13 protein-coding genes are annotated in these 15,635 nt (G+C 38.9%); 5 read left to right on the plus strand and 8 right to left on the minus strand.

From position 1 onward, the window contains the following. Nucleotides 1-101: 101 nt before the first annotated feature. The 3 genes from AKG37_RS11150 (at nt 102) to AKG37_RS11160 (ending at nt 3,669) form a co-directional block, all read left to right on the plus strand. The gene (locus AKG37_RS11150) at nt 102-1,118 is read left to right on the plus strand and encodes a LacI family DNA-binding transcriptional regulator (RefSeq protein WP_060698873.1); all 1,017 of its coding nucleotides are present in this window, start codon (nt 102-104) and stop codon (nt 1,116-1,118) included. Between the two features lie 448 nt (nt 1,119-1,566). After that, on the plus strand, nt 1,567-2,748 hold the full coding sequence (locus tag AKG37_RS11155) for an MFS transporter (protein WP_060698874.1): 1,182 nt from the start codon (nt 1,567-1,569) through the stop codon (nt 2,746-2,748). Nucleotides 2,749-2,766: 18 nt separating this feature from the next. Then, complete coding sequence (locus AKG37_RS11160) at nt 2,767-3,669, plus strand: quinate/shikimate dehydrogenase (RefSeq protein ID WP_060698875.1); 903 nt, start codon at nt 2,767-2,769, stop codon at nt 3,667-3,669. Nucleotides 3,670-3,711: 42 nt separating this feature from the next. Here AKG37_RS11160 and AKG37_RS11165 read toward each other — a convergent pair whose 3' ends face one another. From AKG37_RS11165 to AKG37_RS11185, 5 genes are all read right to left on the minus strand, one after another. Further along, nucleotides 3,712-4,905: an MFS transporter gene (locus tag AKG37_RS11165; protein WP_060698876.1), complete on the minus strand. Its 1,194-nt coding sequence runs from the start codon at nt 4,903-4,905 to the stop codon at nt 3,712-3,714. A gap of 294 nt (nt 4,906-5,199) precedes the next feature. Then, nucleotides 5,200-6,687 carry a glycoside hydrolase family 1 protein gene (locus AKG37_RS11170; protein ID WP_060698877.1) on the minus strand — a complete coding sequence of 496 codons (1,488 nt, stop codon included), beginning with the start codon at nt 6,685-6,687 and terminating at the stop codon, nt 5,200-5,202. Between the two features lie 18 nt (nt 6,688-6,705). Next, a complete protein-coding gene (licT, locus tag AKG37_RS11175) occupies nt 6,706-7,548 on the minus strand; it encodes a BglG family transcription antiterminator LicT (RefSeq protein ID WP_060698878.1) in 843 nt (280 codons plus the stop codon). A 35-nt stretch (nt 7,549-7,583) separates the two neighbouring features. Beyond that, entirely contained in the window at nt 7,584-9,461 is a 1,878-nt protein-coding gene (locus AKG37_RS11180) for a beta-glucoside-specific PTS transporter subunit IIABC (protein ID WP_060698879.1), read from the minus strand. A 353-nt stretch (nt 9,462-9,814) separates the two neighbouring features. After that, nucleotides 9,815-10,291, minus strand: a complete 477-nt coding sequence (locus AKG37_RS11185) for a YxiF family protein (protein ID WP_060698983.1) — start codon at nt 10,289-10,291, stop codon at nt 9,815-9,817. 244 nt (nt 10,292-10,535) lie between these two features. Between AKG37_RS11185 and AKG37_RS11190 the strand changes: the two genes are divergently transcribed. Both AKG37_RS11190 and AKG37_RS11195 read left to right on the plus strand, forming a co-directional pair. Further along, a complete protein-coding gene (locus tag AKG37_RS11190; RefSeq protein ID WP_060698880.1) occupies nt 10,536-11,624 on the plus strand; it encodes an NAD(P)-dependent alcohol dehydrogenase in 1,089 nt (362 codons plus the stop codon). A gap of 181 nt (nt 11,625-11,805) precedes the next feature. Continuing rightward, complete coding sequence (locus AKG37_RS11195; protein WP_060698881.1) at nt 11,806-13,266, plus strand: aldehyde dehydrogenase family protein; 1,461 nt, start codon at nt 11,806-11,808, stop codon at nt 13,264-13,266. A gap of 40 nt (nt 13,267-13,306) precedes the next feature. On the opposite strand, the gene AKG37_RS11200 is transcribed toward AKG37_RS11195, so the two are convergent. From AKG37_RS11200 to AKG37_RS11210, 3 genes are all read right to left on the minus strand, one after another. Beyond that, nucleotides 13,307-13,768, minus strand: a complete 462-nt coding sequence (locus AKG37_RS11200) for a pyridoxamine 5'-phosphate oxidase family protein (RefSeq protein WP_060698882.1) — start codon at nt 13,766-13,768, stop codon at nt 13,307-13,309. Nucleotides 13,769-13,895: 127 nt separating this feature from the next. After that, nucleotides 13,896-14,120 carry a non-oxidative hydroxyarylic acid decarboxylases subunit D gene (locus tag AKG37_RS11205; RefSeq protein ID WP_047202077.1) on the minus strand — a complete coding sequence of 75 codons (225 nt, stop codon included), beginning with the start codon at nt 14,118-14,120 and terminating at the stop codon, nt 13,896-13,898. Continuing rightward, a complete protein-coding gene (locus tag AKG37_RS11210; protein ID WP_060698883.1) occupies nt 14,120-15,547 on the minus strand; it encodes a non-oxidative hydroxyarylic acid decarboxylases subunit C in 1,428 nt (475 codons plus the stop codon). The genes AKG37_RS11205 and AKG37_RS11210 overlap by 1 nt, the downstream gene beginning before the upstream one ends. Nucleotides 15,548-15,635: the final 88 nt, after the last annotated feature.

Consider the following 15,635-nt stretch of genomic DNA (forward strand, 5'->3'; position numbering starts at 1 on the left):
GATTATGTATAATAAATCAAAAGATGTTCGGCTCGTCTGATGGAGAAATCCCTCTTGATCATGAACAAAGTTAGGCAATCCATTGAAGTTGGTGAAGACAAATGAAAAAAATGAACAAACAGCGTGTCACATTACAGGAAGTCGCCCAGCATGCCGGTGTCTCGACTTCAACGGCATCACTCGTTGTTCGAAATAATCCTAGAATTTCTGAAGCCACTCGAAACAAAGTGCTTCAATCCATGGAAGACTTAGGGTACGTATATGACCGCGTCGCTGCCAACATGCGGTCAAAAAGCTCAAATATCGTTGGTGTGATTGTCACAGATATTTCTAACACCTTTATTTCGGAGTTTTTAATCGGCGTGCAAACCACGCTTGAATCACTAGGCTATACTGTTTTACTTGGTACAACCTTTGACAGTGTCGATAAACAGGAGCGGCTCATTTCCACTATGGTAGAGCACCGAGTTGGCGGAATCATTTTAAACCTAGCTTCGAAAAGCTCGGCTCGGACAGCCAAACAGTTAAATCAAATTCGCACCCCAAAAGTACTTGCAAATCGTGAATTATCAGATGTGCAATGTGACTATGTCGGCGTTGATTATGAACAAGGCACTTGGATGGCCATTCATCATCTTCTTCAGAAGGGGCATCGACGTATCGCCTTCTTAGGCGGTATCAAGACTTCATCGACCTGGATTGAGCGAATGAAGGGTTTCAAAAGAGCTCACGACGATGAAAACCTGACGATTGATGATTCTCTTATTATTGATATCGTACCTACTCGTGAAGGCGGGAAAGAAGCACTCGCTCAAGTCATGGATCAACCTGAGCCTCCTACTGCTATTTTTTGTTTTAGTGACTTAGTTGCATTTGGAGTCATGCAAGAACTATCAGCACGCAGTATCAAGCCTGGTGAAGATATCGATGTGGTTGGATTCGATAACATCCCTGAAGCGGAGCTGTACCATCCTCCGCTCACCACTGTTTCCTCATTCCCCCGATCCATCGGGGTAAAAGCAGCGAACCTTTTATATCATAAAATGAACGAGCAGGATGAAGAGCTGCAGCGATTGATCTTAAAGCCTCAACTTCATATTAGAGAAACCTCTACCTGATCATGGAAAGGAGAATTGTGGACAGCAATTCTCCTTTTTTTATTGATCAAGTCAACTGTTTCTTTGTTTCATTTTTCTTTTTTTAAATCGCAAAGTCATAAACTTGACACATTTGAAACACAGGAGTATATTTATCTCGTTGCTTCTTTTAGTATATCGTTATACCTATTTCATCCTAACGTTACTTCTATTAAAAAACGGACAAAATTGATTTCAAATGATTCCGATCAAATCATGAAGGTTCACTTCCTAATCAAGTCTGTTATTATTTTTTAATTTTTAGTAGAACGATGTACTTATTTAAACAACAGATGAATATATTCATGATCTTTTCATCAATCACATAAGGGGTGTTGTGATGGGCTTCATATTATTTATTTTTAAGGAAACACTAACAGAGGGTATACAAATTTGACCTTAAAGGGGTTTCAAATATAGGAGTGGGAATATGAAAAATCCTTATATTAAATCGTCACTTGGCATGTATTTAAACTACTTCATGCTTGGCATGATCAATATTATTGTGGCGTCCAACATGGACAGCTTATCTGAACGCTACCATGTAGATATTCCGAAAATCAGCCTGCTTGTATCGGCAATCGGAATTGGTAAACTAATTGCTCTCTTTTTCTCCGGCCGGTTAGCCGACAGCTGGGGACGTAAGCCTGTCATTATTACAGGAAACTTTCTCTACTTATTATTCTTAATTGGTATTCCAACGACAACAAGTTATACACTGGCATTTATCTTTGCGATTTCAGCAGGGATTGCAAACTCACTGCTTGATTCGGGAACTTATCCTGCTTTGACAGAATCATTTCCGAAAAAAGCAAGTTCAGCTTCTGTTTTAGTGAAAGCGTCTGTATCTATTGGTGCGACTGTTCTTCCATTTATCTTGGCGTACCTAGTGGCACATGACATCTTCTGGGGCTGGGCGTTCTTTGGACTAGGGCTTCTTTATTTACTTGTAGGGATCTACTTGATCTTTATGCCATTCCCGAACCATAAGCAAGTTTCTTCACAAGACGCTCTTCCAGTAGAGGCACAGTTCAAGGAAGAACCAAAAATGCTTGGCGAAGGCTTAGCTGTTGTACTTATGGGATTCACGTCTACTGCATTGTTTGTCGTATGGCAGACATGGCTTCCACAGCTCGGGTTAAAATTAATCGGACTTGGCACAGAACAAGCTACGCAGCTTCTATCTTATTTTAGTATTGGAGCACTAGTATCTGTTCTCTTGCTATCGATCGTCTTAGATAAATTTATTTCACCGATTATGGTGGCCATTATTTATCCTATTGGTGCGTTCCTTGCGATGCTTTCATTATTCCAAATCGAAACGTACAGCATTGTCATTGTCAGCACGTTTTTCTTAGGATTATTTACAGCAGGGATCTTCCAGCTTGCGATGAGCATTATGATGAAATTGTTCCCAACAAACAAAGCAACGGCTTCATCCTATGTCAACATTGCCGCAAGCTCGGCGTTTATTCTCGTACCGCTCATTACAAGTGGATTGGTCAGCACGTACGATATTAAAATGACATTATTTTTCGATATGATCATTGCGGTCATTAGCGTATTGTTAGCAGTCTTTGTTCTTGGACGCATGAAAAAATTATTTAGATAATTAAAGGAGATGTCAATCATGACAAACATACATGAACGTAATATTGATGGTAAAACAAAATTAGTCGGTCTTCTTGCAACACCAATCGGGCACAGCCTTTCACCACGTATGCATAACCTTGGCTATACACTAACAGGTATCAACTATGCTTACCTCGCATTTGATTTAGGGAGTGAAGGACTAGAAGCAGCCGTAAACGGTTTGAAAGCAATGGGTGCAGCTGGATTTAACATCTCTATGCCACACAAAATGAAAGTACTGGATTACTTAGATGAACTAGATGATTCTGCAAAACATACACGTGCAAGTAACACTGTTGTGAACAAAGATGGCAAGCTCATCGGTTACAACACAGATGGTCTTGGATATGTGAGAAACTTGATTGAACATGGCGTTGAATTAGCTGGTCAGAAGGTCACACTCGTTGGCTCTGGCGGCGCTGCAACACCGATTGCCATTCAGCTTGCACAGTCAGGCATTCGTGAAATTAGTATTTTTGCTCGTAATGATCAATACTTTGTTCAAGCAGAAGAAAATGTAAATTACATCAACAACGAAATGAAATCCTTCGGTGTCAAAGCAAACATTTTCCCACTTGAAGACAAAGACGCTTTCCGTCGTGAAGTAGCTGAAAGTGCCATCTTAGCAAACGGGACAAGCCTTGGCATGAAACCATTAGATGAGCTAAGCATTATTGACGATACACTTGATGTATTACGTAAAGACTTAATCGTGACAGATGTCGTCTACAACCCGCAAAAAACAAAACTTCTTGCGCAAGCAGAAGAAGCTGGTGCCAAAACGATTAACGGTCTTGGCATGATGCTATGGCAAGGTGCCCTTGCTTACAAACTCTTCACTGGTGAAGATATGCCAATTGATCAAGTGAAACAAATTCTTTTTGAAAATGACCGATTCTAAAACAAAAGAAAGACGACTTCCTGAGTGGAAGTCGTCTTTTTTTTAATCATGTACCATGATTCGGTGGTATCGATACAGGATATACAGCGCACCGATAATGGCGGCAACAGCCACCACTCCATCGAACATAAAGATTTGTAAAATGGATAAGTGCGTTTCAATTAAACCTGTTACGACTGGGATGACGATAGCCGCCACCCCACCGGCTGTGGAAATAATCCCTGTCATCGTTCCTTTGTTCTTCCAGAAGAATTCAGCCATCACAGTTAACGTCAGCTGAAAGACTCCTGCTGTTGAAAATCCCAAAACAAAGGCATTGACAGTTCCGATGACTGGAGATTTCACAACCAATAGCACACAAATAGAAACAAGTGTAATGATTGGATAGATCAGCAGCACAGTGACTGGACGAACAAAACGGCGCAAAAGAAATGCAAGCAGCAGGACAGACAGCAGCCCGCCCATGCTATAGTAACTGAGCAATTTTACAGCACTGCCCGATGCCATTCCCAATATGGTCTCACCGTATGTCGGAAGCCAAATTTGCGGCAATGCGTACAGCCCATTTGACGTAAAACTGATCACTACGAGTGCAACCCCTTCTCTCCAAAACGTCGGCTCTGTAGTGAAGCGCGGGAGTCCGTTATGCTCTGTTACCTGGACTTGCTCCACCTTGCGATGATTTGGAAATGGCAAGGTCCACAGCATCAAGACATTCACAAGATAGATGAGAGCAGGAACAAAAAATGCCATTCCATAAAATAAATCATGCTCTGCTAAAAAGAAAATCCCCAGTGGCAAAATGGTTGCCCCAATCGAAATGAAGGCCTTCACCATCACATTCGCAGATCCCGAGCTTTGTGGAAAAACCTCCATTAACGCTGGATATGTTCCTGCATCCATCGCTGAATTCGCGACCCCTGCCAAAATCGCAAACGCAAAGGCAATTTGATAATTCGGAGACAATGGGATGCCAATGAGGAACACCGCCATCAGCACACCCGAAACCAAAATGACCGGCTTTCTCCCAAAACGATCTGACAGCACACCTGATAAACCATATGTGAGCACCCTGCCAATACCAAGCGCCGAAATCATATAGCTAATTCCCGCACTATTGGTATCTAACTGTTTGATTAAAAATGGCATATTTGAAGCCAATATAATATTGACCATACCTAATAAAAAATAATTGATATAAAGACTAGAAGCCGTTCTCACATACGGATTCCTCATCCTGACACACCCCTCAACACTATCGCAATGAAGTGACAAATCATGGTCACGCTTACAAAATTTCATGTGTGAGGAGGAACAACTTCGCATCCTTCACGTTCAAACATCACATCATGTCATGTAGTCCACAGCTAACATGCCCTTCATTTATCAAGCATTTCTTAAATTTTTCACTAAGTCTTATTTTATATGAATGTGAAAGGTAATGATAGTGAATTGCTTAAATTAGAGGGAAATTCATCAATCAAGCGTATAACACCATCGGTAGAAAAAGGAGCGGCCATCCGCCACTCCTTAAAAAGTATCTCCATTCGGTTCATCATTTATTTTCAACCCATTTTGACGAATGACTTCTTGATACCAGTAAAAGCTTTTTTTAGGTGTCCGATTCAACGTTCCGTTTCCATCGTTATCTTGATCAACATGGATAAAACCATATCGCTTTTCCATTTCAGATGACGAGTAACTAATTAAATCAAGAATTCCCCAGCTGGTGTAACCCATTAATTCGACTCCATCCTCAATAGCTTCCAGCATCTGCTGGAAATGCTGCTCATGATAGCTTATACGATAATCATCATTTATCTTTCCATCTTCCACCTTATCGTATGCACCCAATCCATTCTCAACTATAAAAAGTGGTAGTTGATAGCGATCGTATAAGTCATTTAAAGAGATACGAATTCCAATCGGATCGATCTGCCAACCCCATTCACTCACTTCTAAATAAGGATTTTTCACTCCACCTATTGTATTGCCGCTTACAGTTTCCATCCCTTCACTATTTTCAGTAGCAACTAACGAATTGTAGTAACTGAATGAAATGAAATCAACCGTATGCACCTTTAATAACTCGTCATCTCCCAGCTGTTTCTCAATGTGAATGTTCTTTTCTTTAAACAGTCGATTGATAAAACGCGGATACTCACCGCGCACTTGTACATCTGTGAAGAACATATTGAACTGATTGTTCTTTGATGCCTTTAGAACATCTTTTGGATTACAGGAATACGGATATGTTGTTAATTTCGTCAGCATACACCCTATTTTTGCCCCTGGGATCATTTCATGACAATATTTAACTGCCAAAGCACTTGCAACAAATTGATGGTGCAGCGCTTGATAAACAGCCTGCTCTACATTGTCAAAGCGCTCTGAAACGATTCCACCACTTGTAAATGGATGTCGAACAATACTATCAATTTCATTGAAAGTCAGCCAATACTTGACTTTATCTTTGTATCGATCAAATACCACTCGACTAAATTTCACAAAGAAATCAACAACAATGCGATGAGACCATCCTCCATATTGATTCACTAAATATAACGGCATTTCATAATGAGATAACGTAACAAGTGGTTCGATATCATGTTTCTTCATTTCATCGAATAGGCGGTCGTAAAATAATAATCCCGCTTCATTTGGCTCTTCTTCATCACCGTTTGGAAAAATACGTGTCCATGCAATCGAAACACGTAACGTCTTCAATCCCATTTCTTTGAACAGCGCCATGTCTTCAGGATAGCGATGATAAAAGTCGACACCTCTTCGTTTCGGGTAACCTTCAGCGGTATTTGCACGCATCGCTTGCTGAATTTGTTCTTCATCCACTTTATTGTGCTTTTTATAGTCAGATTTACTGAGACCTTTTTTAAAGATCGCCACATCAGCAGTGGATAGCCCTTTTCCATCTACATTCCATGCACCTTCTGCTTGGTTTGCTGCGATAGCGCCTCCCCATAAAAATCCTTCTGGAAATTTCCTGATTTGATTAGACATGTTTCTTCCTCCTCAAGACTATGCGTTATTTCTTTGAACCACTCGATTGACGTGAATAATTAAATACATTTTTTCGTCACTAGATATCGTGTAATCCACATTTGTTTTAATATATTTCTCGATTTTCTCCACACATTTTACTTCTTCAGGGTATTTCCTCATGATTTGATCGATTAGATCGTGATCATCTGTTTTGAGCATTTTGTTCTCAAGTAAACGTTGAACAAAGAACTGTAAATGTGTTAAAAACCTAGAATAATTAATCGTATCTGTTGGAATCTCGATCTTATAATGCATTTTGATAATATTTAAAATGTCTTTGACCATATTGGTCATCATCACAATTTGATTCAAATTATCTTTGGTCTGCTGTGCATTTACTAAATGAAATGCAATATTCGCCGCTTCTTCTTCAGGCAGCTGAATGCCTAATTGTTTTTCAATCAGCTCTAGTGCATGCATACCAATACTGAATTCTTCGGGGTAAAATTTCTTTACTTCCCACAGCAGGCGATTTTGTATTGTTAAATTTTCCTTAAAGCGCTTCGTAGCCATAAAAAGGTGATCGGTTAAAGAAATATAAAGATGCTCATTTAGGTGTGTAGATAAACGGCGCTTCGCATAGGATATAATCTCATCTGTCATGATTAAAAATTCCTCTGGGGTCTCCCTCATAAGCTCAGCTAAATCATTAGACGTGCTTTGATCTTCTAGCACATAAATCTTTTGAATATCAGACTCTTGAATAAGACTGCCTGGCTTATTTTTAAACCCAATCGCCTTACCCATTACGATGATTTCCTTACCGTCATCTCTTTTAGCGAGAACCACACTGGTATTCAGCACTTTTATAATTTCCATACCATATCACCTTCCCGGTTACATTCAAAATCGATTTATAAGACAGTTAAAAGTGGCTGCTGATGTCCAGAAACAGAATTCGTTTTTCCCTCTTGGGGTAAGATTTCTAAATAATCAGCTGTATTTGTAATAATGACTGGTGTTGTTGTATCATAACCAGCCTCTTGTATATTCTGTTGATCAAATTCAATCAGAAGTTGACCTTGTTTCACTGTATCACCTTTTTGAACATGTGAAGTAAAATAATGTCCATTTAAGTTCACGGTATCAATACCAATATGAATCAGAACTTCCACACCAAGGTTGGATTTTAAACCAATGGCATGATTTGTATGGAAAATCATTTCTACTTGTCCATCAAAAGGAGCAAATACTTTCCCTTCACTAGGTTGAATCGCTGCCCCTTTCCCCATCACTTCTTCAGAGAATACTTTATCATTCACTTTTGCTAAAGGAATGATGTCTCCTTTAATCGGTGCATAAATGATTTCGCGATTTCTTGTGCTTTCTGATGTGGAGACAGGCTCGCTGTTCTTCTGAATGACTTCAGTTTCTGCATCTTTAAAGCCGATGATGTAAACAGCAATAAACGCGATGACCGCTGCCATGACTGCACCAATAATGGCAAACGTAAAGTTTGAAGTCCCTTTTTCAATGAAAATCGGCATTGTTGCGATACCAGGTGAAACCATGACAAACGCCTTTAGCTTAATCAATCCAACAAAAATACCTGAAACTCCTGCTCCAATCATACATGCGAGTAATGTTTTCTTAAGTTTTAAATGAACGCCGTATAATGCAGGTTCTGTTATCCCAAATAAAGCAGAGATTCCTCCGGACATGGCAATTTGTTTTAATTTAGGATCTTTTGTTTTAAATGAAACAGCCAAAGCACCTCCACCTTGCGCAAAGTTCGCCGCTAGCATAGCCACCCCGATGAGAGCGTCGTACCCTGGTGAAGCAAGGGACGCGATAACAACTGGATAGAACACCTTCTGCATCCCAAACATGACGATAAAAGGTAAGAAAACGGCTAAAATGGCAACGGCAGCCCATCCTGCCGTTTGCTGAATCCATAAGACCCCTGCGGCTAAACCTGCACCAAGGTACATACCAAGCGGCCCTAAAAACAGTAAGCCAATCGGAGCAACAATGATCATTGTGATTAAAGGAACCATAAAAATTTTGACCGGTCCCGGTGATAATTTATCTGCCAGCTTTTCTACATAAGACATCAGCCAGACAATGAGTATAATCGGAATGACCGATGAGCCATAAGAAACAGCTTTCAGTGGAATACCCGCAAAGACAACTGGATCCCCGCTGCTAAACAGGGCTGTTAAGTTAGGATGCAGCAGTACCCCTGCCAAAGCCATCGATACCATAGGGTTTGTACCAAATTTTTGTGAGCTTGTATAGGCTAACAAAATAGGTAGGAAGAAGAATGCTGCATCTGAGATGATTTTCAATACCAAATAGGTTTGGCTGTCTTCTTTCATCAAATTCAGCATCGGCAATAAAATCAGTAAAGCCTTTAACATCCCTGCCCCGGCAATTGCAGGGATAATCGGCGCAAAAATGCCGGTGATCAAGTTGGCAAAACGATTGAAATATCCTTTTAAGCTATGATCTTTGTTCTGTACAATCTGTCCGCTTGCTTCCGGATTTTGTTCAATCAGTTTTGCAAACTCTTTATATACATAGCCAACATCATTGCCAATAACAACTTGATACTGACCTGCTGTATCTGCTACTTGAATGACGCCATCAAGGCGGCTAATTTCTTCAGAGTTTGCGAGTGAGGAGTCTTTTAAAGTCAGCCTTAATCTCGTCATACAGTGGATGGAGTTTTGAACGTTTTCACTTCCACCAATATGTTTAAGAATGTCTTGAGCTAAGTCTTTATGGTTCATTAAAGTCACCGCTTTCATTTTTGATTATAGGCGCTCAGGCAACAAAAAAAGACCTGGATTGGGTGGGAATATACAAATACAGATATCCCATCCAATCTAGGTCTTGCCTGCCGAACAGTAACACGCCTTATTGAATGTACGCATTATTCTATTTTTAACTTTTCATCGTTTCATGAAACCGCTTTTAACATGTTAATATCTTTATAGTAATTAATTATCTTCACAAAAGCAATGTTTTTTCTCGAAAAACAATAATAAATTGATTAAATATAGATCAAAGAGCACTGTTATATCATCTAATCGTACCTATTGAAGATAAATGGTATGCTCTTTCAAATAAAGACCGTCTAAACTCAAAGCCCCCAAGTACTTAACTCATAAAAATATTCCGTCCGTTCAATGCATAATCCAAATTGAAGATCCTCTGTGACTAACATAAAATCTCCATATCCACTTAAAAATTTCGTTTGCTCAAGAAGCTGGTTTAAATGGCTAAACACTTCGTTCACGTTTACTAAAAGAGCTTCAATTTCATGCTCTCGAAAAAACATGATTCTAGCTTCTTTGGGATAACGTTCTGCATTCTTGACCAATTCCTTTAACATTTGTGTAGACTTTTTTATATGTTCTCGATAGTTATCCCCATGTATTTGAAGCTTATTTTCTCTTGCATAAAGGAAAGCAAACACCTTCTGACAAAACAATTGATTTTCCTCGCTATCTAAAAAGGGGTGTTCTGGAAGTGTCATGTAGCTCAATTCGTTCATTAAGTGCTTTCTTCTGCTTTTTCTTTTTAAGGTTTCGATTTTTGTTTTTCTGTTGTTATTCATAAAAATCAACTTAACAATCCTTGTTTTTTTATACTATCATCACAAGAATTATCTAATAAAACAATCCATTTGTTCAAATTAGGACTTTTTTCTCAAACGGGTACAACCCTTACCACGCTTTCATCGTCACCCTCTTCTTGTTAATTAACCGAAAATCAATCACTTGTAATCTAAACAGTTACAGCATATAATTTCTCTGATTTCTTAATTCACATAAGAAGAGTTCATAAAAGGGGGATTTTTGATGGAAATCAAGGCGGCTGTCATTGAAAAACAAGGTGAAGATTTTGTATTTGAACAACTAAAGCTAGAAAACCCAAAAAGTAATGAAGTATTAATTAAAGTGGTAGCAACTGGAGTTTGTCATACAGATGCTGTGGCTCGCGATATGGGATTATCACCCTTCCCTGTAGTTTTAGGCCACGAAGGAGCTGGAATTGTAGAAGCTGTCGGAGATGGTGTTAAGTCCGTTAAAGAAGGAGATCACGTTGTCTTATCATTTGCTTCTTGTGGAGAATGTGAAAACTGTTTAGCTGCACATCCTACTAGCTGTATGCGGTTCAATGAACTAAATTTTGATGGCAAGATGGAAGATCATACAAACAGAATACACAAACACAATCATGCTGTTTCTACTTTCTTTGGACAATCTTCATTTGCCACATATGCAGTTGTTAACGAACGAAATGTCGTTCAAGTAGAGAAAGATGTTGATTTGGCTCTTCTTGGACCATTAGGTTGTGGAATCCAAACAGGAAGTGGAACCGTTTTAAATAAATTAAAACCTGAATTTGGTTCGACAATTGCTGTATATGGCTGTGGAGCAGTCGGATTAAGTGCCATCATGGCTGCGAAAATTGCAGGCTGTAAACAAATCATTGCGATAGATGTACATGAAAACCGATTAGCACTTGCCAAGGAATTAGGTGCTACAGATGTCTTTAATGGAGCAAAAGTAGATGCTGTACAAGAAATTAAAAAAATAACAAACGGTGGAACTAATTATGCTGTTGAAACAACGGGTGTACCACCTGTTGTTCGTCAATCATTACATGCTCTAAAGCCGCTAGGTGTGTCCGCAGTTGTTGGAGTCACACCAAAAATGGAGTTTGATGTCCATAATGATATCATGGCTGAAGGTAAGACATTAATGGGTGTAATTGAAGGCGATGCAGTTCCTAAGTTATTCATTCCGAAGCTTATTGATTTCTATAAAAAAGGGTTGTTCCCATTTGATAAGCTAGTGAAATTTTATGAATTCGAAGATATCAACCAAGCCTTTGCTGATTCGAAATCTGGTGCCGTTTTAAAACCGATTGTGAAAATTAGCTGAACATGATAATCAAGAACCTTCCACTCTGGAAGGTTCTTTTGTTCATCCTAGCCTATTAAAGTTCGAGGAATAAGATACTTAATAGGTATTTTCTTTATACAAAATAGATATTTCCCCTCTTAATATATCATCATTATAATTAAATAATGGCTGAAATTGATAGACACAAGGGGGAATCATTGTGGATTTATTCGCAAAAAAAATAAATCAATATATTGATGGACAATGGAGAAAAGGTTCATCAAATAAAATTCAGAAAGTTTATAACCCTTATACTTCAGAGGTCATTGCTGAAGTAAATATAGCTTCAGAAGAGGATATTCACGCAGCCTATCAAGCTGCAAAAGAAGCTCAAGAACATTGGGGAAAAGTATCAGCTTCTAAAAAGGTGAGCGTGCTTGAAAAAGCATATCAGTTCTTTGAAAAACATAAGGACGACATAGTAGAAACGCTCTGTAAAGAAGCAGGGAGTTCCTTCGTGAAAGCCAATATTGAACTCGAAGCTACCATGAATGTTTTGAAGCAATCAATGGATTATCCACACCAACTAGAAGAGAGATCAGAGCTTCCTGCTTTAATAGAAAACAAAACAAATTATGTCTATCGAGCACCTATAGGGGTAGCTGGTATTATAAGTTCATTTAATTTTCCTCTTCACTTATCTATGCGCTCTATTGCTGTTGCAATTGCTACAGGAAATTCAGTTGTACACAAACCAGATATGCAAACAGCATTATCAGGTGGTGTCATCATTGCAAAAGCGTTTGAAGACGCTGGTCTGCCAAAAGGGGTTTTCAACTTAATCCTGACCAATACAAAAGAAATTGGAGACTCATTTATCGAACATCCAATTCCAAAAATCATCTCTTTTACAGGTTCAACTGGCGTTGGGCGTCATATTGGTTCAATTGCGGGGAAAAACCTGAAACGAACAGCCTTAGAGCTTGGTGGAAACAATCCGTTTATTGTATTGGAAGACGCAGACATTGACCAAGCGATAAACGCTGCAATTTTCGGTAAATTTTTACACCAAGGGCAAATTTGTATGATTATTAACCGCATTCTCGTTCATCGTAATCTTTATGATACCTTTATTGAAAAGTACACTGCAAGAGCAGCTTCATTAAAATGTGGGAACCCCGTAGACCCTTCTGTAGTGATTGGGCCTCTAATTAATGAGAAACAAGCTGATCATGTCATGTCGATCATTGAAGAAGGAAAAAATGAAGGTGCCAAATTAGTATTAGAAGGAAAAAGAGAAGGAAATCTGATCACACCGTTTGTATTTGCAGATGTCAATAACGACATGAATATTGCACGCAGTGAGATATTTGGTCCAGTTGTTTCTATCATTCCTTTTGACAATGAGGAAGAAGCAATCCATATCGCAAACGACAGTGAATATGGTTTAAGCGCTGGTATCTTTACAGAGAATATTGAAAAAGGGATTACATTAGCAAGACGCATTGAAAGCGGAATGGCTCATGTGAATGATCAAAGCGTAAATGATGATAGCCTGGCGCCATTTGGCGGGGAAAAGGCTTCTGGAATTGGTCGCTTTGGGGGCCAATGGGCTCTAGAAGAATTCACCAGAGTCCAATGGGTTTCTGTACAAAATCAACCAAGAAAATATCCTTTCTAAGAGAAAAAAGGGATGGGCTTAACTAAGCCATCCCTTTTACTTATTCTTTCATTTCTTTCACTGTTTGTTCCCAGCGTTCAATGACTTCTTTCTCATTGAATAAGTCGATGTTGATGCCGGAGATTATTTGTGCATATTTTGCTACATCTTCCCTAGCTAAAACAACCTGAGCAGAGAATCTTTCTCTTACATAATGGCTGTCAGGCGTCTTATCTAGCCTTTTCAAAAACAGTCTAATATAGTGAACCTTTCCTTGACATACCATTACCAAAGTCGCTTTCTGTGTACGAATGATATTGGATGTAGTCGTTGTATTTGGCCATAAACCAATTCTTAATTCTTGGCAGTCTAATGCAACAATTTCCCCCACACTAATCATCGCATTATGTGGCCAGCCATCCTCTCCTACAGTCATTAACATCATAGCTTCATGCTGTTTATCTGACAGCTCTTTTCCATTCAAGAATTCAAATACCTCAGGAGACAATTCCGTTTTACACATGCTAACACCTCCTTATCTTCACCTATTAGACGATACTGAGCCAAGATTCATTAGACAATCTATCGTTACTTTTTTTACTAAATAAGAAGATCTCTAAGCGGTATATAGAGATCTTCTTATTTTTACATTAATCTATTAACTTTGGGATTGGAGGAATTTGATCTAACTCTTTAAATTTAGTTGCATCCAACTTGAAACGTTTATCATATTTTTCTGGGTCTGTGATATTAGGACCTTCTGTATTTCTCCAAGATAGGGTACAAGTATCGCAAATATATACTTCCCAAGCATCCTTAACCGGAGACTTTGTTAATAAGCTTACTTTTTCAGATTCACATCTCGGACACTTCATTATTTATTTCCTCCCTTTTTTATTAAATCACGGAGAATGGCAGACCATTCTTCTGCTTTTTCTGGCGTAGCCAAAAGTTCAGTATCTCGGGCAATATCAGGTGCAATTGGAGTTGTCGCATCAATGACTAGCTTTGTGTGCATACCAGCAGGGTCAGAAGATGGATCTAATGGCATTCCAGGCGCATATGGAATTTTGAACACATCTTTGTCTGGACGTACCCGAGTTGTTAATGCCCACATCACTTGTTCTAAATTAAACGGATCAACGAATTCATCTACGATAATCGCTATTTTCGTATAAGGCATTCCGTGAGGAGTTGATAATAGCCTCATCGCAACCGCCTTACCGTATCCACCTAAACGAGATTTTGTCGATACAATAGTTCCTATACCGTGTGTATACATTGCGTTTACTGCCTCAACTTCTGGGAAGTCACGCTTTAACTGTTTATACAATGGTAAACTTGTATTTAAAGCCATTAAATAATCAATTTCCGTCCATGGCATACCTAAGTATAAGTTTTCGAAAATTGGATTTTGACGGTGAGTGATTTTAGTGATTTTTACAATCGGCTGCAAACGTGCTCCTGAATAACTTCCAGGAAATTCGCCAAATGGGCCTTCTATTTCTCTTTCACGAGGCATAATGTATCCCTCTAGAACAACCTCACTTCTCGCTGGAATATCTAATTGACCTTGCTCACTTTTCGTTAATTCAATTGCTTCTCCTTTTAAAGCTCCGGCAAAATCATATTCGGATTGAGCATATTCAATCGGTGTACTCGCCATAAAGCTCAAGACAGGATCGTTACCTAAGCAAATGGCAATTGGTAAAGGTTCATTTTTTTCTTCTGCATGTTTTAGATGAACCGCTATATCGTGAAATGGAAGTGGCTGAATTCCTACTTTATCTTTACCCTTTACTTGAATACGGTAAGTTCCGGCATTTTGTTCCTCATAGCTTTCAGGCTTATTTGGATCCTTACTAACCACAAGAGCTTTAGAAAGATAAAAGCCCGCATCGAATTCATTAATACGAAACAGTGGCAGCACATCAAATAAATTGATATCTTCCTCAATTACAACTTCTTTAACTGGTGCATCTTTTTTATCTACCCAAACAGGTTTAATCGGATATCTATCCCAAATTCTTTCTAATTCGAAAAACTGTTCTTTAACTGGTGTGTTCTTGTCCATGTTAAGCATCAAGGCATGATTTTGCCATGAACCGTGTACATTTAGGACAACAGGTGTGTTATACCCTTTCACTTTTTCTACAAGAACAGCTGGTGCATTCTCCATATCCGGGGCAGAACGGCCAATCGCGCTTAAATCTGGTTCAGGCATTACTTCATCCTTAATACGAACTAGTTGATTTTCTGATTCTAGTAAATCTAGAAACTCTCTTAAATCTCTATAGGACATGGGAAATCCTCCTATTCAGCAATTTTTATGTGATGTGTTTTCCCTTACATCACTATTGTACGCCCCATTTTATGATATTAAAAATATC

The sequence above is a fragment of the Bacillus australimaris genome, from assembly GCF_001307105.1.
Classification (GTDB): Bacteria; Bacillota; Bacilli; order Bacillales; family Bacillaceae; genus Bacillus; species Bacillus australimaris.

Bases quoted from the DNA above. Each gene is read 5' to 3' on its own strand.
- AKG37_RS11210 (WP_060698883.1), bottom strand. From the start codon at position 15,547: ATGTCCTATAGAGATTTAAGAGAGTTTCTAGATTTACTAGAATCAGAA.
- licT (WP_060698878.1), bottom strand. From the start codon at position 7,548: ATGGAAATTATAAAAGTGCTGAATACCAGTGTGGTTCTCGCTAAAAGA.
- AKG37_RS11150 (WP_060698873.1), top strand. From the start codon at position 102: ATGAAAAAAATGAACAAACAGCGTGTCACATTACAGGAAGTCGCCCAG.
- AKG37_RS11160 (WP_060698875.1), top strand. From the start codon at position 2,767: ATGACAAACATACATGAACGTAATATTGATGGTAAAACAAAATTAGTC.
- AKG37_RS11165 (WP_060698876.1), bottom strand. From the start codon at position 4,905: ATGAGGAATCCGTATGTGAGAACGGCTTCTAGTCTTTATATCAATTAT.
- AKG37_RS11200 (WP_060698882.1), bottom strand. From the start codon at position 13,768: ATGTGTAAAACGGAATTGTCTCCTGAGGTATTTGAATTCTTGAATGGA.
- AKG37_RS11170 (WP_060698877.1), bottom strand. From the start codon at position 6,687: ATGTCTAATCAAATCAGGAAATTTCCAGAAGGATTTTTATGGGGAGGC.
- AKG37_RS11205 (WP_047202077.1), bottom strand. From the start codon at position 14,120: ATGAAGTGTCCGAGATGTGAATCTGAAAAAGTAAGCTTATTAACAAAG.
- AKG37_RS11185 (WP_060698983.1), bottom strand. From the start codon at position 10,291: ATGAATAACAACAGAAAAACAAAAATCGAAACCTTAAAAAGAAAAAGC.
- AKG37_RS11180 (WP_060698879.1), bottom strand. From the start codon at position 9,461: ATGAACCATAAAGACTTAGCTCAAGACATTCTTAAACATATTGGTGGA.
- AKG37_RS11190 (WP_060698880.1), top strand. From the start codon at position 10,536: ATGGAAATCAAGGCGGCTGTCATTGAAAAACAAGGTGAAGATTTTGTA.
- AKG37_RS11155 (WP_060698874.1), top strand. From the start codon at position 1,567: ATGAAAAATCCTTATATTAAATCGTCACTTGGCATGTATTTAAACTAC.